The following is a 21,192-nucleotide window of genomic DNA, read 5'->3' as shown; positions in this document are numbered from 1 at the left end:
GATTACTCCTGATCCAAACGTCCTACCAGCGACAGTTCAAAGTTGGCACCCATGTACTTGAAGTGCGGACGCACAGCCATGGAAACCTGATACCAACCTGGATCGCCCTGAACATCCATCACCTCAACCTTGGCGGCACGCAAAGGACGACGGCTACGAACATCTGCCGGTGGGTTTTCCTGATCGGCGACATACTGTTTGATCCAGTTGTTCAGCTCGCGCTCCAGATCCTGACGCTCTTTCCAGGAACCTATCTGCTCACGCTGCAACACCTTGATGTAGTGTGCCAGGCGGTTGATGATCATCATGTAAGGGATCTGGGTACCCAACTTGTAGTTGGTCTCGGCTTCCTTGCCTTCCTTGGTGTTGGGGAACACCTTGGGTTTTTGAATCGAGTTGGCAGAGAAGAAGGCCGCATTGTCACTGCCCTTACGCATAGTCAGGCTGATAAAGCCTTCATCGGCCAGTTCAAATTCCTTGCGGTCGGTGATCAAGACTTCGGTCGGGATCTTGGACTGCAAAGCGCCCATGGATTCAAACACGTGTACCGGCAGATCTTCCACCGCACCACCGCTCTGTGGGCCAATGATGTTAGGACACCAGCGATACTTGGCGAAGCTCTCGGTCAAACGAGTAGCCAGAGCAAACGCCGTGTTACCCCAGAGGTAATCTTCGTGGCTGGCGCTGACATTTTCACGATAGTTAAAGCTGCGAACCGGGTTATCGATTGGGTCATAAGGCACACGCAGCAGGAAGCGAGGCGCCGTCAGGCCTATGTAGCGGGCATCTTCAGACTCACGCAGCCCACGCCACTTGGTGTACTTGGGGCTTTCGAAAGTAGACTTGAGATCCTTGAGATTCGGCAGTTCTTCAAACGAGTCGACACCGAAGAATTCAGGCGCAACTGAAGACAGGAATGGCGCATGAGCCATGGCTCCAACAGCACCAACGTACTGCAGCAGCTTCATATCCTGAGTCGAAGGGGTGAAGGCATAGTTACCGACGATAGCACCGACAGGCTCACCACCGAATTGGCCGTAACCGGCAGAATAAACATGCTTATACAGACCGGACTGAGCAGTTTCCGGTGAAAATTCAAAATCATCCAGCAGCTCGTCTTTGGTAACGTGCAGCAATTCAATTTTGATATTCTCACGGAAATCGGTTCTGTCAACCAACAGCTTGAGGCTGCGCCAGGCTGATTCTATCTGCTGCACCTTTTCATTGTGCAGAATGGCATCCATCTGTTGGCTGATCTTCTTATCCAGCTCAACCAACATCTTGTCGACCAGAGCCTTGTTGACCGGCTCGGCAGTGTTGTCTGTCTCCAGAATGTTACCGATGAAAGCAGCAACACCACGGCGAGCAATGTCATAGCCTTCATCCACCGGCGCCATCCGGGTTTGTGCCATTATCTGATCGAGCAGAGTTGCATTGGCACTTTGGGAAGCGCCTGATGTTTGATTTTGAACATCCATGAATTTTGATTCCTCAATTACACTTGTGTCTATATCCGAGACATAATCCACAGCCTATCTCCATAACGGCTTATATTGGCTTGAATTATTGTTCCATCTGCTGCAATTCACTCAGCAGCTTTTCTCTAGACTCTTCCGTTGCAATTAATTCCTGCAACTTAGCTCTGAAGGCAGGAATATTTCCCAATGGTCCCTTAAGTGCAACCAAAGCTTCACGAAGTTCGATTAACTTTTGAATTTCAGGAACCTGCTCACCGATAGAATCAGGTGAGAAATCTTTGAGGGAATCGAATTTAAGATCAACAGACAACTCAGCACCATCTTCATCTGTCAATTTATTGTCAACTGTCGCAGAAATTGACAGATTGGCTTCTTTCATAACGGATTCAAAATTAGATTTATCAACTTGAACCGTCTTACGCTCTTCCAATTGAGAGTCTTCAGGATGACCCTTAAAGTCACCTAAAACCAACAACTTAAGAGGAAGTTCCATTTCACTCTGTTGATCACCCGTAGAGGGAACATATTTGATGTTAATACGTTCCTTCGGAGCGACTGAACCATCTTTCGCCATGAGATTATCTCCATATAAGATCTTTTACGACTGGTAAGTCCATTTCAAAAGCAGACCTAACTTACAAGCCCAACAAGTTATAGTCAATCGGCGTTTCAGACCTTAGTATAATAGGCGCAACTACATTTATTTAACAAAGGAAACAATAATATTAAAACATATAATACTTTAGTGGGGTGCATATTATCCCAAAAGGCTAAATTTAAGAACATTAGATAATCAAAACTACTTTTTTATAGAGATGGCATGCCATTAAAAAGTCAGTTTCAAATGCAAAAAGTAAGAGATCTCTTACAGTGAATAAAGAAAGATCCGTGGCCTATTCTGCAAAAGCGGGAAAAAACCAAGACCTAAGTATTAGCGTTTGTTAAATTACAGTAACCGATCAAAACCCTATGCCAGAGACCAGAGAGTCACCAAGGAAGCAAAGGACCATTAAGAAAGCTACCTATGGGTCCCATACGCGCTCTATATAGGTAAACAGAAGTGGGTGCGAGGCGAGTCTCGCCGCGAATGCTACAAACAGTGACCACTTTTCTTTGCCCATTGTTTCCTGCTTTGGCACATCATTCTAGCTGCCCGGCATCTTGGATGGCGGCAGAGGTTCCAAACCTATTCGATACAAGCTAGAAAAGTGTTATCTCTAAGCAGCCTCGACAAGGAAGTGAGTGGTGCCAAGGATCCCCAAAAAATCAGCACCTTTTCGCTGGATCTGGAGTGACTTCTTTAAACAGGTAAATGCTGCAGGAAGGCCCGAATGGTTAGGGGCTCCTTCAAGGCCAAGAGTTCCTTATTTGCAGGATGGGTTGCTAAGATCTCTGCTGAGATATAACTACATCAGCAGAGATCTTATCTTGTCGTATCCATGATCTTGCTAGTGATAGGCTTCCACATCGTAAATTGCATCGATATAAATAACCGGCGTTATTTCTGAAATAATTTTTTCAGCCTTTTTTTTGGCAACTGAAATTTCCTCATCGGTCACTGGCGTCCCGCCCTTATCGAGGTCATCTATAATGATAAAGTCGACATTCCTTTTCCTGTAATACTTTTCAGCAGCATATATATAGGATAAAGCGACCAGCATTTCATCCCGATTCGTTCCTTTAAGCCACTCTTTAATATTCACATAGATAATGGCATCTATAGAGTTAAAACCTAAATGAAATGCTCTTTTGGCATAATAATTGGCCATCTCAAAACCGATAATTTTGTAAAAAGACCCTGCCAGCATATCCATTGCCGGTGCAAAGTTATCGTTAGCCGCCATTTTGAGTAGAGTCACCACCTTGATGGCATCGGCTTCACTGAGTTCACCAGCCTCATAAGCCCGAGCATACCTAAGAGCCTGCTTGACCATAGGCGCATAGTACTTCTGCTTTGCCGCTTCTGCCGCCCTGTCGGCATCCATGGAGGCTGCATAGCGACTCAACACATCATCGGGGTTGGCTTGCAAGCGCTGCTGGAAAGCTTCCCGCGCCTTATCCACTCAGGCATCGTCGCAGTATTTACCTAAATACCACTCACAGTTTTGCAGGGTTTCTCCCGCCGGAACCAAGCGCCGCATCGCATAGGGGTTTCCGGCCATAGCAGCCTCATAGATCCATTTGTCTCCACCAGACAGAACACTGGAACGCAAGACCGTCATACCATACCAATACATGGCATCACTGTTGCCTGCCTCGGCCAGCGGCAAGAGTGCCTTTTCGGCCAAATCCCTTCTCAACGACTGCAACTCATATAAACCTTTGAATAAAGGATCACCGGGTTTGACCAAGCTACTGGCATAGATATCCGGATTGGGCTGACTCTCGGCCGCCAAAGCCAGTAACTCGTCATTATCAATCATTGCAGCATGGGGGCTGGGTTGTGTACTCTGGCCGCCATATAACCACAGCCCGAACAGGCATATCAATAACACCAGTGTTCCGATTGTTCGCAATGAAACACTAAAAGCAACTAATTTAAACTTAACCGTTTGTTGTCTCATCTACAGATAGTAGGATTAATAATAATTATAATAACGATGATCGAATAACTCATCGATATATACAACTGGTGTTATTTTCTCAATAATTTTTTTCGCTTCTTCCTTGGCATCACTCAGTTCAGCTTCAGAAAATGGCTTATTTATTTTACCAACATCATCATTTAAAAGCCGTAACAATCCGTCATCACCAAAATATCTATCAGCAACATATGCCGATGGCAACGACTTTACCAGATACTCTCTTTTAGATGTATCTTTAAACTTATCTTTATTTATAAAATATATTGAATTTGCCGAGTGACTACCTAACACCATTGCTTTTTCAGACCAAAATATTACTCTTTCATAGCCGATAGTGTTATCGAATGCACCGCCTATTAGCATCCGCATCGCCGGAACAAAATTATCATTTGCTGCCATGTTCAAAAGTGAAACCAGCTCAATCATCTCTGCATCACTTGGACTTTTCCCCTTTCCAAAAGAATTAAAATATACATTAATCTGCTCAACCATTGGTGAATAGTACTTGCCCTTTGCTGCCTCAGCCGCTCTATCCAACGCCTTTGAAGCAGCATAACGAGCCCGCACATCTGTTGGGTTATTTTTTACCCTTTCTTCAAAGGCTTGCTGGGCTTTATCCGCCCAACTCCGGTCACAGAAGCCCGCCAAGTAAAAATGGCAGATATTCTTTTTATCTTTAGTGGGAATAAGCTTTTTCATCGCATAGGGATTACCTAGCTTAGCTGACCGCTCTATCATACTCGGCGCATCAGAGCTGAGTATATTTAGCCTCAAGGATGCCAAACCATACCAGTACATTCCCTCGGGGTTGTCTATGACGGCAAAGGCAGCCAGCTCACCACTGGCTGCTCTATCCTGATGTAGCTGCAACTTATAAAGACCGGAAAATAAGGGATTATCTGGTTTGATTAAACTGCTGGCATAGATGTCCGGATTAGGCTGACTCTTGGCTGCTAGCGCCAAGAGCTCCTTATTTTCAAGAATGGGTTGATGCGAATAGCTAAGATCTCTGTTGATATATAAGTAGATAACAACTGCTAAGAGAGCAGAAAACGTGGTTACCGCCAGCAACAGTGACCCAACCCGCTTCTTCTTTGCAGAGATCTTTTCAAATTTCTCTATGATTGTACCTACTGTCGCATCCATGCTTACCTCTGCTAGTGATAGGCTTCCACATCGTAAATTGCATCGATATAAATAACCGGTGTTATTTCTGAGATGATTTTTTCGGCTTGTTCTTTAGCAGCTGAAATTTCATCTTCAGTGAGTGGTAGATTCATTTCTCTAGTATGGTACTTTATACGCATCAAATAAGAGTCATTACGGAAATACTCATTAGCAACATACGCATACGGAAGGGATAACAGAAGATTATCCCTCTTTCTCTCTGCCTTATAATTACCTTGGTAAGCCCAGTAAATAGAACGAATAGCATTAGAATTGTATCCAATCGCCAAGGCCCTCTTGGCGTAAACCAGTGCTTTATCCTGACCAATGTACTTTCTAAATGATGTGGATAACATATACATTGCTGGCGCAAAATTATCATTGGCTGCCATTTTGAGTAGAGCCACCACCTTGGCAGCATCGACTTCGCTGAGTTCACCAGCCTCATAAGCCTTACCATACTTATGTGCGAGGCTGACCATAGGCGCATAGTACTTCTGCTTGGCCGCTTCAGCCGCCCTGTCGACATTCATGGAGGCTGCATAGCGACTCAACACATCATCGGGGTTGGCTTGCAAGCGCTGCCGGAAAGCTTCCCGCGCCTTGTCTGCCCAGGCATCGTCGCAGTAACTGCCAAGATACCATTCACAATCCTGACGGGTTTCTCCCGCCGGAACCAAGCGCCGCATCGCATAGGGGTTTCCGGCCATAGCAGCCTCATGGATCCATTTGTCTCCACCAGACAGAACACTGGAACGCAAAACCGTCATACCATACCATAACATGGCATCACTGTTGCCTGCCTCGGCCAGCGGCAAGAGTGCCTTTTCGGCCAAATCCCTTCTCAGCGACTGCAGCTCATATAAACCTTTGAACAAAGGATTACCGGGCTTGACCAAACTGCTGGTATAGATATCCGGATTGGGCTGACTCTCGGCTGCCAAAGCCAGTAACTCGTCATTATCAATAATCGCAGCATGAGGGCTGGGTTGTGTACTCTGGCCGCCATATAGCCATAACCCAAGCAGGCATATCGATAACACCAGCGTTCCGGTTGTTCGCAATGAAACACTAAAAGCAAACGCTTTGGACTTAAAAGTGCGTTGCCTCATCACCTTATGTCAACTCAACGATACCCATAATGATCATGATCGAATAATTCATCGATATATACCACCGGAGTCATCCCCTCAATAACTCTTTTTGCCTTAATCTTGGCATCAATAATTTCAGTTTCAGTAAATGGCTCACCTATTCTATTTGCATCATAATTCAAGAATTCCAATTGTGTATTATCATAAAAGTAGTCATTCGAAACATATGCTGATGGCAGTGACTTTAACAGATACTCTCTATTAGATGTCTTTTTAAACTTCTCTTTATTGGTAAAATATATTTCAGTGGCAGAATTACTTCCCAGCCTCATTACCTTTTCAGCCCAAAATATAACTCTTTCATAACCTATAGTATTATCGAATGCACCACCTATCAGCATCCGCATCGCTGGAACAAAATTATCATTCGCCGCCAAAGTTAACAATTGCACTAACTGTCTATTTTCCTCAGCCGTACGGATATTACTCCTACGGGTGTTCATATATATACGAATTAACCCTGTTAACGGTGCATAATACTTATTCTTTGCCGCTTCAGCCGCTCTATCCAATGCCTTTGAGGCCGCATAACGAGCCCGCACATCTGTTGGGTTATTTTTTACCCTTTCTTCAAAGGCTTGCTGAGCTTTACCTGCCCAACTTCGATCACAAAAGCCCGCTAAGTAAAAATGGCAGAGATTTTCTTTGTCTTTAGTGGGAATTAGCTTTTTCATCGCGTAAGGATTACCCAGCTTGGCCGACCGCTCTATCATACTCGGCGCCTCACTGCTGAGTATATTCAGCCCTAAGGATGCCAAGCCATACCAGTACATTCCCTCGGGGTTGTCTATAACGGCAAAGGCAGCCAGCTCACCACTGGCTGCTCTATCCTGATGTAACTGCAACTTATAAAGACCGGAAAATAAGGAGTCGTCGGGTTTGATAAAGCTGCTGGCGTAAATGTCCGGATTAGGCTGACTCTTGGCTGCTAGTGCCAAGAGTTCCTTATTTTCAAGAATGGGTTGATGCGAATAGCTAAGATCCCTGTTGACATATAAGTAGATAACAACTGCTAAGAGAGCAGAAAGCGTGGCTACCGCCAGCAACAGTAACCCGGCCCGCTTCTTCTTTTCAGAGATTTTTTCAAACTTCTCTATGATTGTACCTACCGTAAAATCGGCCACATCAACTCCTTGTTAAATTATGCAAACAATTAAAATCTCAATTCTCACGATGCCATGCTTTAATAGTGCGAACGGCTCCCGGATGTTGCATCGCTTTGCTTTCAATAGTCTGAGCCAGTTCGATGGCTTCCTTAAGCAGTTGATGTTGCTCGCTCCCCTCAACAACAATATCGGCCGCTATCATCGCCTCCAGTCCATCTGGTTTCAAATAACAGCCAGAAATACCTCGTTGAAAATCCTTGGCGAAACCTCGACCTTCAACCAAAACATCTTTTTTCCAAATAACTGAATAACGATAGAATGACGAACAAAGAACTGACGATAACATTTTAAATTTAAATAACTTTTCCTCAACATTCTTGCTATTTTCATCAGGTTGAACATCTCGAATAAAAGCCATAATTCTATCCCAATTTCTTGATATACGTTCCCAACGCTGCAAATAACTAGCCTCCTGTTGCCCCTCAGGGAGCCCCATAAGCTCCAAAGCCTTGGTAAACTGGCGTTGGCGGATGATCAACCGCTCTCCCGGCAAGGGTTGTAGTAGGCTCATAATATACACTATCACCTCTATCTGTATTTCTGCACCTTTGCCATCTGGATATTTCGTCAGGGTATCCAACAACTTAGCTAGTGTTTCTGGGGGAGAATTCCTGAGCCAACTATTTACAGCTAGAGACTTACTGTTTTCATATATTCTATCGGCTATCCAAGGAGCATATTCCACCTTGATACTCTTCTGCCGCCAGCGCTCAAAAACAATGCTAGGCATCAGCATCACCTCCGCCAGAGAGAGGCCCAATACAAAAGACAAGGTCAAACGTTGGTTTAGATAATAGAAAGTCTTGGAATCTTCATCATCAAAAATGGCCAGGCGTTTAAAACCACTTTGGCTCAAGATATTCAATAAACAACCAACAAACAAGTCGGCATTAAATGGATTGATAGCTATAGAAACAGTTCCGGCAACCCCCGGACCGAACACCAGCCGCGCTGCAACTATCAAGAAAAAGCGGCCTGAGTCATACCCCAAACGAAAAGTGAAATCCGCCCCGATGCCAGCACCGATAGCACCGCCCAAAGTAATGCTACCCAATTCCTTTAATTCGTTAGTATTTGAGCCTTCGAAGGGCTTACCCGGGATATTGGAATACATAGGAGGCCGCCAAAGTACTTTGCTATTGGCGACACCGCCAGCCTCAGCACCGGCAAAAGCACCGACATTGACCCCCACTTGAGCAGCGCCTTGAAGCGTTATGCGGTTGGATTCCTTGACCGCAGAGGCAGAGTGATTATAGTCCGATACTTTGGGCAGCATACCGCGGACACCCAGTTGACCATCTGTCTCTGACTGCCCCAGACCTAAAGTGCCACTCATGTTAAAGCTGACTGCAGCCAATCCATACACGGAAATTGAAAGCCAGGCACAAAACTCCCCGGCATCGTAATAAACTGGGTCTTCCTGCTTATCAACCAAGTAGGGAATCTTCAGCCGATAACCTGTTGCTGGTGCTGGATTATAAGGCACCCGCGACTCGGCAGTCGGTTGCTCATTGATAGGAAACCAGGCACTGAAACTCACACCACCACGAATAGCATCGAGGGAAACTTTTAGTGCAACATCACCGGCCAAATGCTTTACATATTCATGCTTTACATATTTCTGCTTTCTAGACTTACCATTTGGGTTTTCCGGGGGGGTATCGACGGCTACTGGTGCTGCAGAGCCTACAACTGCTGAACCCGGCGTTGTCACATTGGTTACAACCGACGAAGTATAACGAAACAGTTGCACATCAGCAGAGACCTGATAGCCACGATGATCTTGCTTGGTCTGATAATGCCAGTCCAGTCCGAGTAACGAACCTTCAGTTTGAGAATGAATTTTTGAGAAGTCTTCCCACTGCATTTTCTGATTTTCAGCGACAGACTTGAGCACTTTCTTGAATACTTCTTTAGGCGCAATATTGCTACTTTCCAGCAGTTTGCTTGCTCCGTTCGAGTTTGCATCAGGTTTGGTATTGCTTTTTTCATCTGGGTCATCAGAGTTTACGACTTGGAAGCCTCCTGGCTGGGCCCCTTTGATAGCAATGTTCTTAACATGAGCCTTCCCCTCGGCAATACGCCCCTTATCTTTATCGGTAGGGAGTAACCAAGATGGGCAGCGAAGATAAAACGGACTACCGCCCTCGGCTTCCGAGAGTAAGTAACACTCTGTCACTCGGATATCATTATTTTTTGGCATATTCATAATGACACCCGGGCGTTTCTCTCGGGGTTGCCAATCATTCAGGTCCCAAAGCAGGGTGAAGCTCTTATGCTTTACATCCTCGCTAATGTAATTGACCTTACCGAGATTGGCTCGATTAGTGGCTACATCTTTCCAGTATCCCTGTCTGACCAAGCACGCTTTTTTTATCAGGAACAGTCTGTCAAAGAACTTGGGGATCTGCTCCAGTCCAATGCTTCGCAAATCATTAACCTGATGCTCCAGTGTACTATCAACCTTTCTGGCCAAGGCTACAGCATCATAATAACTCCATTGAATAAAGCCATTATTCATCAAATCTGTTAACCACTTGTCATCGTCTTTCTTTTTTTCATCAATGACTTCGTTTTGACTACTGTCAGTGGTGTTTCCCTTTACCAAGCGATCTCGCTGTAACATATCATAGAGTAGCGCTATTTGCGGCTCCGCCAAAAAGTCGTCTTTCCAAAGCTCTAAAAGCTTAGGAGTTTCCCTCCAATTAGTTGAAAAAACAGCCGACTTTGAAAGCTCCCTGTTATACTTCGACTGATGATTAGCCATCTCATCGAGTAGATTTGAGTTATTAAGTTCATCCAAGCTCAGACATTGTTCTTTTAAAACAAAGGCAAAGTTGGATAACTGATTAAAAAACATATTAAAAAGAAAGGCATTATTTAGTGAAGGATCCTCTCTCAGCCTATTTACATACTCTTCAATGGGAAGATTTCGCCGCTCATCATTAAAATCTTTCCCTTTTTTAAGTTGAACATCCCAAAGATGCTTAAACCTACCCTCAGCCTGGCTATAATCTGTACAAGATATATCATCCATATAATGCTCTGAGAGAGACGTTTTCATCCAACTCACAGCACCGGAAATAACCTTTTCACGATCACTGGTAAAATACTTAAGATCTTTATCAAAGATAAATTTTGTACCGTCATCTGTAGTATTTTCTTCCGCTCTTTTTTTTGCCTCATCTTCGAGGTTCTCGATTTCCTCTTGGATAAAGTCCCAAAATTCCTGCTTCACTTTTTTTGTCGCTTGATATCTGGCTTCCTGCTTATCCTGTTCGGTAAAATCGACTAAGTAATCTGCTGAATAGCCACTATAAAGCGAATACATCATTTTGATATTTCTGATATTTTTGGCAGTAACTTTCTCGATTCTTTCTTGGTAGGGAAAACCAACACTACTGGCACTGACTTGCAGCCTCTCCTCGCTCATAGACATGAGTTCACCGGCAAAGTGCTGATACTTCAAAACAGTAAAAGCTCGATACAAATCTTTTTTAGTTTTATCTTTCAGAAAGGTTTCAAAAGGCGCATAGTCATATCGAGAAAGCACCCCCAAGTCATTCAGTTTCTGTAAGATATCCTTATTATAATCTTTGGATGCAGGGTCAATTCCAGTAAAAGACAGCTGTTCCCGTTCCTGTTTCAGCTTTTCCAAAGCGTCTGCGGTTAAGGCATACCAATAGCTTTTATCATCCTGAGGATGTTTAGGAACATATAGGATATCTTCAAATTCAATATAAGCACTTTCACATGTGCTAATTCCCTTACCGCAAGGACCATTTTCCGGAGGTTCCACTATGGCGATTCGATTGCCGACCTCGATATCAAGAGGTTCAGCTTCCCAACCGTTAAATGCATTTTGCAACTGAAAGGTATTCATTTTTTCCAGCTTTTCCACTGGAATATTGTAATGTTTTGACAAAACAGCCAGACACTCGTCAATGGCTATCTGACAACTTCTAAATCTCAGTTGATCTTCATTATTCATTTCACTAAATCCATTTACTAAAAACGGCTGAATTAAAGCTATAGCTTTCAACGGCTTTGGGTGTGTGTTTCAGAGACCTGAGTTCGCCCTGCTGGGAGGTCCACCAAAGCGCCAAGGCAGGCCCCAGAAGGGTGTCCCTGTCATCGGCATCCAGTTCAGAGTACAAGGGGTCCAGCGTTTGATTGCTGTAATATCTGAAGATGGTCTGGCGCCCCAGGATCCTGGGCTGTAACAGGGCCATCAAGTGTTGTTTCAGTGTGTCGAACGCCCCGGCCTGGCTGCCAAAAATCACCGCCGAGCTGCGCCAGAGGGAGTCATTTTGCCATATGGGCAACAGGTTGCTGTCGTGGCGCAAACGAAAGATGACCGGGCTCTGTGGCATCAGGTAGGCAAATGGACTATTGATGAAGAGATCGGCCAATTCGGGAGCCGCTTCATGTTGATAAGCCAGCTGCATCACCTTGGGATAACGAATTTTGTCGGTCAGCATCCAATATTCGACACCGGCCAATTCAGGCAGTAACTCACTCATGGCCCATTACCCCTTGTGCTTCAAGCAGGGGCAATCTTCCAGAGGACAACTGCCATCGGTTTGCTTTTGGCACAAGCGAGCCACGGCGACATTGTTGTAGGAGAGCATTTCCATGCTGGCGGGAGCCAATTGCAGAGGTAAGGGATTAGGAAGCTCGGCAGCGGCCACTTCTCCCGGAAGCTCCGGCGCTTTACCGCCATAACCACTGCCTGATGCCGCGCCGCCGCCGGCATTAAGGTTGATCCCTGGGCCGGAAAGATGCACCCCGGCCGGGTCCACTTTGACAAAACTGCCACCGGCTTTGACTGTGATTTCAGAGGAAGACTCCAACACCACCTTTTGCCCCGCCTTGATATGAATTTCATCACCGGTTTCATTGACCCACACGGAGCCGGCTTTTAGATGTAAGCTGCCATCCACTATCAGGCTCTTGTCGCCCGTTACCTGCTGACGGGACTCGCCCAATACCGTCAGGTGGTCGTTACCGCCGATGCGGCTGCGCCTTTCATTGTCCACATCCAGGTGGTTGTCGTGCTTGATATGCTCGTGCCTGTCGTTCTCGGTCAGTAGGTTCAGGTCTTTCTGCGCATGCAGGTAGATTTCCTCTTCCCCCGCTTCATCCTCAAACCTCAGCTCGTTGCTGCCCTCGCCTTTGTGGCTCTGGGTTTTCAGCACAGTGCGGGTCTTGTGGGCCGGCAGCGCGTAAGGCACCTGGTTCACCGCATGGAAGGCCCGGCCGGTGATGATGGGTTGGTCCGGGTCGCCGTCCAAAAACGACACTATCACTTCATGCCCTATCCGTGGCAGTGCCATAAAGCCATACTGACCACCGGCCCAGCCCTGGCTGACCCGTATCCAGCAACTGCCGTGCTCGTCACCCCTGGCATATCTGTCCCAGGGGAATTGCACCTTCACCCGGCCGTATTCGTCACAAAATATCTCTTCATCCTTCGGCCCCACCACGGTCGCTATCTGCGGCCCCGCCATCTGTGGTTTGGCCTTCGGCTCCGCTTGCCATTGCATGGAGGATGGCACCGCCACTATCTCGTTACTGTAAGTCGTGCCGCGGCTGCTGTTGTCCTCTTCCGCCGCATTGCCCTGCTCGCCTGTGTGGCTGACGCCCACTATTACCCATTCGCGATTAAGGCTCGCATCCGGGTGTTCACTCAGGGCAAACTTCTGCCCGCTCAACGCCTGCAGTTGGTCACTCTTGAGCAGCAGCTGTTCGCTCTCCCGTCTCAGTCCCGCCAGGCGCACCTTGCTGAACAGTTTGCCGTCGGCATCGTCCTTGTAGCGCCCCGGGTAGTCGAAGTGTTCATAGCCGCTCTGTTGCCAGTCTGTATCCTCTGTGCTCGGTTGCAGGAAGCTGTAGGCCGGTTTGCGGAAGCTGTAGTCCTTGAGGGTGGCCCCGCTCTCGGCACGGCGGTGGCGGTATTCGGCGCTGCGGACACTCGCCTGCTCGGCGCGTCCTCCCGCCAGGGCGTTGTAAGGGTAGCTGTGGGGGCTCAGGCTCAGTTTGTCCAGTGCATCGCACAGCACCAGGGTGTGCTTGTCGCTGCTGTGCTCGAAGTAGTAGAACAGCCCCGCTTCGCGGGTCAGGCGCTCGAAGAAGTCAAAGTCGCTCTCGCCATACTGCACGCAGTATTCCCGTTTGCGGCTTTCATGGCGCGGGTCACAGCGAAAGGCGTAGTCGGTAATGCCCATTTCGCCGAACAGCACCGCGATGATGTCGGTCAGGCTCTTTTCCTGGAAGATGCGGCTGTTGCGCCGCAGTTGCAGGCGGCTCAGGGCCGGCTCCAGTCTCAGCCGGTAGCGGGTCTGTCTGTGGCCGCTGTCGCCGCGGCCAAAGCGGCTTACTATGCCGTGCAGTTCTCGTTGGCATTCGCCGTCCTGCCACCAACTCAGTACCCCGCTCTGGTCCACCAAATCGCTCGCCTTGATATCGTCCCGGCGACTCAGCAACTCAAGCTCTACCACATAAGGACTCGACAGCGATTCTTCCAGCTTGAACGACAGCACCGACAGGCTATCCTCTGCCAAACTGCCCGCCTTGAATCCAAAACGCATGCCGCTCCCTTGATGACTCATCTTCGCTGTCCTTATTGTCCCTGTCCTTTCGCGGTTCTCTTGCTGCTTAGGCTTGTTGCTCAGGATTGTTACTTAAGCTACTGCCTGGCTTGCCTCAGCCCTGAACTTCTGTTGGGCTTGTTCACTGTTGCTGAGTGCCGTTTTGCTCTTGGTTTAAATGCGATTGACTCGAATGTCTGTTGAATGTCCGTTTAGCCGAATTGCACCAAAAGCCATTGGCCTGCTCTCTGGCTCTCAATCAACCGTTTACACTGTCAGTTGACGTCCTCGCCAGAAAACACCCCAATGGCAAACAGCCACCGCAAGGCGGTGGCTGACACACACTATCAGGCTTCGATGGGCTTGCGCCAGTCATCTGCACCTGAAGTACCGGCACTCACATGGTCCCAGTCTATCTTGCGATAGGCCATTGACACCTCAACCAATTGAGTGAAATCTGCCTTGTTCGGGTCCTGGCAGTGTGGCATGTGGCAGTTGATGTCCACTATCGTCGCACCTTCAAGCTTGGTGGTGAAGAAGTGCTCCTGCTTGCCCTCGATAGAGGTGCGGTACCACTTCAGCTCAACCTTGTTCAGCTTCTCTCCGGATGACAGCGAGTTGTACATCAAAGGCACCGCCTTGTTCAGCGCCACAGTGAACTTGAACGGCTTGTGCACCCGTTGACCCGAAGGCATACCTGACTGTGGGTCGGTCGGCACTGTCACCACATGGTTGAATTCCTGAACCAGCATCTCGTCTTCATGACCTTCCACAAAGATGTCGCCCACTGACTCGGCCGTAAACGCGCCTGCAGTGATGTTGCCCTGGGTTTGACCTTCGATGGAGATATAACATGGTGTTGGCATGGTTAATTCCTTTTACTGTTGAATGAGTGATAAAACCTCATCACCCAATGCCAGAAGCATGCCAAATCGTAAGCTGCTGTTTTACAACAACATCCAAACCCACCCCCACTCTCCGGGCAATTTCTTGCCCGAACCCGGGCAATTTTTTGCTCGCCGGGCAACTTCTTGCCCAAGTAGAGTGGCCCGAAAGAGTGGCCTGCAGGAATGTCCCAAGGAATAAGCTGAAGTCGACTGGCTTTTGTGAGCCAATAACGCGTAATTCGATAAGAAAATGAATGGATAAAAAAACAGCAAGCCTTAGCTTGCTGTCTCAATTATCTCTACAAATCGCTTGAATGAGAGTCGCTTAAACAGAATTTCAAGCGGCGCAGGCGATTCCGGGATCGGAAAGCAACATAACGGCGCTGCGCCCCAGGAGATCGTTGATCATCTGCTCGCCCTTTTCACCCAGCTCTATCTGGGCGTTTTCCCTGGCCATGGCCACGGCGCGAAACAGGGTTATCTCAGGATTGTTGTGTCCGCAGAGACTAAAGAAGAGTCTCAATACTGCCCTGTGCTCTGCTTGTTGCAGCGCCTGCATCCAGGATTTTTCGAGTGCTTCAACACTGGAAAAATCCAGAGCGGCCAAAAACAGCCGACCAATGCGCACATCCAACCTGGCAAGAAAATCGATTTTGCGCGGAAAATGGTGACTGATCCCCGTGCGGCTAATCCCCGTTGCTTCTGAAAGAGTTGTGTAAGACATAGCCTCAAAACCAATAGTTAAGATTTGTTTGAGAGCTTCGTCCATAATCTGATTGATAGTCAGCTCAGTCTGAGCCTTTGAACGCTTGGCCATTCTTGTCTGCCTCTTATCCCCGTTGTTTTTATTGCCAACGAGCTTATCAAAGGCATAGAGAGAATACTGCCAAAAAGAGGGGTGTTAACAGCGTTTTTCACTTTTGTTCAGCAAGGGTTCAGCTAGGACGTCTAAAAAAAAGCCTTATTTGTCACATTATTGCAACATTTTTTCTTTAACCAACCAACGATTGGCTATTTCAGTTCCCACCAACTGTTTCAGGGTGGGTTGCAGCACTTTGCCCAGTTGCTCACGACGCCAAAACATATAGCCAAGAAGGGTTTGCCGACCAGCCCGGTTAAAGAGATGCTGCAGCAAGCTGGAAAACTCTGCCACTTCACCTGGAGAATAATGGTGGATCTCTGGATAAAAACTGAGCACAAATGTAGCAAAATCAGCAAATTCCGCGATTTGCTTCAGATCATACTTATTTAACACTTGTATCAGATAAAGTGGGCTCCAATGTGACAAATTGCCGATATCGGAAAATACTGCCAGGTTACGACGGTGGTATTGTTGCCACACAAGTTCCAGACTGTTCCATTCTTTAGCACAACGCCAAGCGAGATAAGTATCAGCCAACCACTCGTGGTCCAATTCAGACAACTCGGCAGGCAGAATGTTTCCCTGCAAGCGCTTTACTTCCAGATGCCCTAATTCATGCCACAGGGTTAGTTGCGGCTGATATTGCAACAAGAGTTCATGGTTTTGGCCGTTCCAGATAGCACTTTGACTTTGAGGGAGATAGTGCGGTGCCCAGAGAACCATACCGGCAACTCTTTCATCTTCGACGGGCAGAGACATGGCACCTCTCATTCCCAGTGCATCGAAGAAAGCCTCTTGAGACAGGGGCAGTTGTTGTTTGACTCTATCGGGGAGTTGTTGCAGACACAGTGGCAGTTCCGATGGCGGGCATATCAAGGCTTGTTTTGGACCTACATCAGCCCAAAACAAGCTTCCCGATAGCAACACCGCCATCAACATCAGGGCTTGGCCATAATATTCTGAATAATGGCGGTGGTGGAGATACCATCTTCGAATCCCAGCACCTTGACACTGCCACCGGCGGCGATCACCTCTTCACCTCCGGCTATCTCCTCCACCCGGTAGTCGCCCCCCTTGACCAGGAGATCCGGCAGCAATCTAGAGATCACTCGCTGCGGTGTATCTTCACTGAAAGGCACCACCCAATCGACAGCGGCCAGCCCCGCCAGTACTGCCATTCGCCGCTCAAGACTATTGACCGGACGCCCCTCGCCCTTGAGCCGTTTAACCGAAGCGTCATCATTGACCGCCACAATCAATCTATCGCCCAAGGCACGGGCTTCTTTGAGGTAACTGACGTGTCCGGCATGGAGTATGTCAAAGCAACCATTGGTCATCACCACCCGCTCACCTCTGAGCTTGGCTTGCTGCATGGCGTACAGCAGTTGATCTTCGCTGACCACACCAAAGCCTGACTCTCCCTGATGTTGAGCCAGGGCCTCGATGAGTTCAATGCGGCTGACGGTGGAAGTGCCCAGTTTACCAACCACCACACCGGCGGCGGTATTGGCAATGGCACAGGCTTGTGGCAGGTCGCTGCCGGCCGCCAAAGCTGTGGCGAGCGCCGAGATCACAGTATCTCCGGCGCCGGTCACATCATAGACTTCCCGTGCCACAGTAGGAATATGCAGCTCATCCCCTTCGCTGGTGATCAGTGTCATGCCCTTTTCAGAGCGGGTAACCAGAATAGCCCCCAGTTGATGCTTGCTAATCAAGGCCTGGGCCTTGGCCACCAGATCGGCTTCTGAGCTGACAGTGCCCACCACAGCCTCAAACTCACTCATATTGGGAGTAATTAAACTGGCACCGGCATAACGGCCGAAATCGCTGCCCTTGGGGTCCACCAAGACACTGATCCCCTTTGCTCTGGCCTTGGCGATAAAGGCCTGAGGCTCAAAGATGGCACCCTTGGCATAGTCAGACAGCACCAGCACCTTGCAATCGTCCAGTAGAGCTTCGCTCTGCGCCAATAGCGCCTGGCTCTGCTCCTGGGCAAAGGTCTCTTCGAAATCCAAGCGAATAAGCTGTTGGTTACGACTCAGTACCCGCAGTTTGGTGATTGTGGGTTTATCTTCAACCGTCAGCCACTTAGGCTCCACACCTAGAGTACTGACACCTGTATTCAGGGCCGATGCGGCTTCATCGGCTCCGACAATACCGGCCAGTTGCACCGAACCGCCCAGCGCCGCGATATTCAGCGCCACGTTGGCTGCTCCGCCGGGCCTATCCTCTATCTGATTGATACGCACCACAGGTACAGGCGCCTCGGGTGAAATACGGCCGGTTGGGCCAACCCAGTAACGGTCGAGCATCACATCACCAACCACCAGAACCTTGGCTTTTTCAAATGGGGGCAGAGTTACCTTCATAACGGACTTGTCTTATTAGGCAAAATAAACCCCGATTGTACCTAATTTTCACACTGAATTGGGTTAGAATATGCGGTAATTTTTCCTGTAAACGGGTTTATCGTTTTGGTAGAGAAAGCACAATTTTCCGCTCACTTGTATCACCCTAAATTCTGGTTGCTGTGGCTGGCTGTCGGTCTGGCCAGGCTGACCCTCCTACTGCCTCTCAAGTGGCAGATGAAGCTTGGCAGTGGCATAGGTCTGCTGGCAATGAAGCTGGCCGGAAGCCGGGTTAACACCGCCAAACGCAACCTGGAGTTGTGTTTTCCACAAATGAGTGAGGCCGAGCGAGAGACGCTGCTCAGACGTAATTTCCAGGAAACCGGCAAAGCGATTTTCGATACCATCAATGCCTGGTGGTGGAGCAACGACAAAGTGCAGAAGCACATGCAGATAAAGGGCCAGGAGCATGTGGAGCAGACACTGGCTGCCGGTCAGGGAGTTATTCTGTTTGCGGTTCACTGCTTGCCGCTGGAAATGGGTGCAAGAATATTTGGCCAATTTCAGCCCGGGGTTGGTGTGTACCGCCCCCACAACAACCCTGTAATGGAATATCTGCAGGTGAAGGGCCGTTTGCGTTCAAACAAGGCGCTGGTTCCCAAGCGGGATCTAAGGCAGATGGTGCGTTGCCTGCGTAACCCTGATGTCATTTGGTACACAGCAGATCAGGACTTTGGCCGCTCCAGCGCCATCTTTATCCCCTTCTTCGCCGTTCCCGATGCTGCCACCATCACCGGCGGCACCACTTTGGCCAAGCTGGGTAAAGCCAAAGTGCTGCCCTTCTTTGTTGAGCGCAACACCGACGATACGGGTTACAACATAGAGATCCAGGCGCCGCTGGATAACTTCCCCGGCGAAAATGAGGTGGAAGACGCCAAACGCGGTAACGGCATTGTCGAGCAGTTGATCAGCCGTAATCCGGCGCAGTACATGTGGCTGCACCGCAGGTTCAAGACCCGCCCCAATGAGAGTGATCCCTCGCTCTATTGAGAAAGTAGCCGTAAAAATGCCGACTCAAGGTCGGCATTTCTTCGTTCTTCGCTTTTTTCAGTCTTCAGAGGGCAATCTCAAACCAACCCGGCTGACTGTCCCTTCCTGCACCTCGGCGACTATCCAGTCCAGCCCTTGCCAGAGGAATTGATCCCCCACTACAGGGTGACTGCCGAGTTGCTGTAGCAGTAAGTCGGCAACCCGCATCTGCTCATATTCGGGTTCCAGCTGCATGCCGTAAATCGGTGCCATATCGGCCAGCATCACATCCACTGAAATAAAGAAGTCACCAAAGAAGCGGGGCGCCTCGCGTTTTTCTGGCGCCTCACTGAACAGCTGACTCAGAGGCTCCAAATCGTCCTCTTGCCCCAGCACACAAAGAATGTCATCGGCCATCAGCCTGGTACTCCCCGAAGGGTGCAACAGTTCGTTATTGCGAAATACGGCAGCAATCCGGGTTCCCGCCGGCATGGCAAGACGCCTCAGAGGCTCACCGATACACCATTTATTTTCACTGAGACGATAGACAAATATCTCCCATTCACTGGTGGGATAAATTTCCACCCCGGCGCGGGAAATAGGTGCCGGTTTGGGTGGCAACTCCACCTTGGCCAGCTGCGCCGCCTTGGACAAGGTACTGCCCTGCAGCAGCAAGGAAACCATCACCACGAAGAAGGCCAGGTTGAAGTAAAGCTGCGCTTGTGGCAGCCCCGCCATCATGGGAAATACCGCCAGAATAATGGGCACTGCGCCGCGCAGCCCGACCCAGGAGATAAACCATCTGTCTCTGTCATGGAAGCTGCGAAACGGTAGCAAACTGAGCCAAACCGCAATCGGCCGCGCCAGAAAGATCATCCCGAACGCCAGTGCCAAACCCGGTAAGGCGATATCTTTCAGATCCGATGGCGTCAGCAAGAGTCCCAGTACCAGGAACATGCCTATCTGACTGAGCCAGGTCATACCATCGAGCACGTTGAGAATCGAGTGTTTGCCACGGGTCGCCTTGTTACCGAGAAATAGACCCACCAGATAAATAGACAGAATACCACTGCCTCCCAGGGCATTGGAGATAGCGAAGATCATCAGTCCGCCACTCAGCACCAAAATGGAGTAGAGGCCTTCCGGCAATTGATTGCGATTGATAACCTGCCACAACAGCCAACCGCCGCCGACACCGAGGATCCCGCCCAGGCCAAACTGTTTGATAAAGCTCAGTGCCAAATAGCTGCCCGAGAGTTCATCGCCACTGCTGCCGAGAATGGCAATCAGAGTCACGGTCAAAAACACAGCCATGGGGTCGTTACAACCGGATTCGATTTCCAGTGTCGAACCGACACGCTCATTCACGTTTTTGCCTTTAAGCAGGCTAAATACCGCCGCGGCATCGGTCGAACCGACAATGGCTCCCACCAACATGCCCTGGAGTAAATTGAGATCGAATAACCAGGCAGCCAACAAACCTGTCAGCGTGGTGGTTAACGCCACCCCAAAAGTGGCCAATGACAAGGCCGGCCACAATGCCACCCTGAAACTGGCAACCCGGGTACGCATGCCACCATCGAGCAGAATAACCGCCAGAGCCAGGTTGCTGACCAAATAAGCAACTGAATAGTCATTGAATACTATGCCGCCTGGGCCATCTTCACCGGCAAAGATACCCACCGCCAGAAATACCACCAAAATAGGAATACCGAGTCGCGAAGACAATGGGCTGAGCAGCACGCTGACTGCAATAAGCAAGGCCCCGACAAGGAAAAAGCTGTTGATGATATCTGCGTTCAAATGACCCTCCAGTTGAAAATGCGGGGAAGCTAATAAAAGAGAAACCTGGCTCTAACGAGACTCCGGAAAACACGTGGGTTACAGACGGGATTATATCATTAATTCGGGTTATTTTTCAGTAGA

Annotated in this window: 16 protein-coding genes; 1 reads left to right on the top strand and 15 read right to left on the bottom strand. The window is 48.7% G+C overall.

What is annotated here, in order from left to right; genetic code table 11:
• Window positions 1-2 precede the first annotated feature (2 nt).
• From tssC to hldE, 14 genes are all read right to left on the bottom strand, one after another.
• Window positions 3-1,478 carry a type VI secretion system contractile sheath large subunit gene (gene tssC / locus HCX89_RS11915; RefSeq protein ID WP_025889984.1) on the bottom strand — a complete coding sequence of 492 codons (1,476 nt, stop codon included), beginning with the start codon at window positions 1,476-1,478 and terminating at the stop codon, window positions 3-5.
• An 85-nt stretch (window positions 1,479-1,563) separates the two neighbouring features.
• Window positions 1,564-2,052, bottom strand: coding sequence for a type VI secretion system contractile sheath small subunit (tssB, locus tag HCX89_RS11910; RefSeq protein WP_025012103.1), 489 nt, complete (start codon window positions 2,050-2,052; stop codon window positions 1,564-1,566).
• An 874-nt stretch (window positions 2,053-2,926) separates the two neighbouring features.
• Window positions 2,927-3,541: a hypothetical protein gene (locus HCX89_RS11905; protein ID WP_167716166.1), complete on the bottom strand. Its 615-nt coding sequence runs from the start codon at window positions 3,539-3,541 to the stop codon at window positions 2,927-2,929.
• Window positions 3,542-3,973: a hypothetical protein gene (locus HCX89_RS11900; protein WP_167716164.1), complete on the bottom strand. Its 432-nt coding sequence runs from the start codon at window positions 3,971-3,973 to the stop codon at window positions 3,542-3,544.
• Window positions 3,974-4,057: 84 nt separating this feature from the next.
• A complete protein-coding gene (locus tag HCX89_RS11895) occupies window positions 4,058-5,209 on the bottom strand; it encodes a hypothetical protein (RefSeq protein ID WP_167716162.1) in 1,152 nt (383 codons plus the stop codon).
• An 11-nt stretch (window positions 5,210-5,220) separates the two neighbouring features.
• The gene (locus HCX89_RS11890) at window positions 5,221-6,342 is read right to left on the bottom strand and encodes a hypothetical protein (protein ID WP_167716160.1); all 1,122 of its coding nucleotides are present in this window, start codon (window positions 6,340-6,342) and stop codon (window positions 5,221-5,223) included.
• 14 nt (window positions 6,343-6,356) lie between these two features.
• Window positions 6,357-7,508 carry a hypothetical protein gene (locus tag HCX89_RS11885; RefSeq protein ID WP_101058185.1) on the bottom strand — a complete coding sequence of 384 codons (1,152 nt, stop codon included), beginning with the start codon at window positions 7,506-7,508 and terminating at the stop codon, window positions 6,357-6,359.
• 37 nt (window positions 7,509-7,545) lie between these two features.
• Window positions 7,546-11,541 carry a hypothetical protein gene (locus tag HCX89_RS11880; RefSeq protein WP_167716158.1) on the bottom strand — a complete coding sequence of 1,332 codons (3,996 nt, stop codon included), beginning with the start codon at window positions 11,539-11,541 and terminating at the stop codon, window positions 7,546-7,548.
• Window positions 11,542-11,545: 4 nt separating this feature from the next.
• On the bottom strand, window positions 11,546-12,073 hold the full coding sequence (locus HCX89_RS11875) for a DUF4123 domain-containing protein (RefSeq protein ID WP_144221510.1): 528 nt from the start codon (window positions 12,071-12,073) through the stop codon (window positions 11,546-11,548).
• Window positions 12,074-12,079: 6 nt separating this feature from the next.
• A complete protein-coding gene (locus tag HCX89_RS11870; RefSeq protein WP_167716156.1) occupies window positions 12,080-14,161 on the bottom strand; it encodes a type VI secretion system Vgr family protein in 2,082 nt (693 codons plus the stop codon).
• A 326-nt stretch (window positions 14,162-14,487) separates the two neighbouring features.
• Entirely contained in the window at window positions 14,488-15,006 is a 519-nt protein-coding gene (locus tag HCX89_RS11865; RefSeq protein WP_025890191.1) for an Hcp family type VI secretion system effector, read from the bottom strand.
• Window positions 15,007-15,364: 358 nt separating this feature from the next.
• On the bottom strand, window positions 15,365-15,844 hold the full coding sequence (locus HCX89_RS11860; RefSeq protein ID WP_025010373.1) for a TetR family transcriptional regulator: 480 nt from the start codon (window positions 15,842-15,844) through the stop codon (window positions 15,365-15,367).
• 156 nt (window positions 15,845-16,000) lie between these two features.
• Window positions 16,001-16,828: a hypothetical protein gene (locus HCX89_RS11855; RefSeq protein WP_167716155.1), complete on the bottom strand. Its 828-nt coding sequence runs from the start codon at window positions 16,826-16,828 to the stop codon at window positions 16,001-16,003.
• Entirely contained in the window at window positions 16,828-18,258 is a 1,431-nt protein-coding gene (gene hldE / locus HCX89_RS11850; protein ID WP_071237743.1) for a bifunctional D-glycero-beta-D-manno-heptose-7-phosphate kinase/D-glycero-beta-D-manno-heptose 1-phosphate adenylyltransferase HldE, read from the bottom strand. The genes HCX89_RS11855 and hldE overlap by 1 nt, the downstream gene beginning before the upstream one ends.
• A gap of 105 nt (window positions 18,259-18,363) precedes the next feature.
• On the opposite strand from hldE, the gene HCX89_RS11845 reads away from it, so the two are divergent.
• Window positions 18,364-19,287 carry an LpxL/LpxP family Kdo(2)-lipid IV(A) lauroyl/palmitoleoyl acyltransferase gene (locus HCX89_RS11845; protein ID WP_045283114.1) on the top strand — a complete coding sequence of 308 codons (924 nt, stop codon included), beginning with the start codon at window positions 18,364-18,366 and terminating at the stop codon, window positions 19,285-19,287.
• Between the two features lie 57 nt (window positions 19,288-19,344).
• Here the strand turns inward: HCX89_RS11845 and HCX89_RS11840 are convergent, their stop codons facing one another.
• Window positions 19,345-21,069: a potassium/proton antiporter gene (locus HCX89_RS11840; protein ID WP_025010370.1), complete on the bottom strand. Its 1,725-nt coding sequence runs from the start codon at window positions 21,067-21,069 to the stop codon at window positions 19,345-19,347.
• Between the last annotated feature and the right edge of the window lie 123 nt (window positions 21,070-21,192).

This window comes from Shewanella sp. Iso12 (assembly GCF_012030025.1).
GTDB classification, from domain to species: Bacteria; Pseudomonadota; Gammaproteobacteria; order Enterobacterales; family Shewanellaceae; genus Shewanella; species Shewanella algae.
The sequence above is the reverse complement of the archived record's forward strand: the minus strand, read 5'-3'. Positions and strand labels throughout refer to the sequence as shown.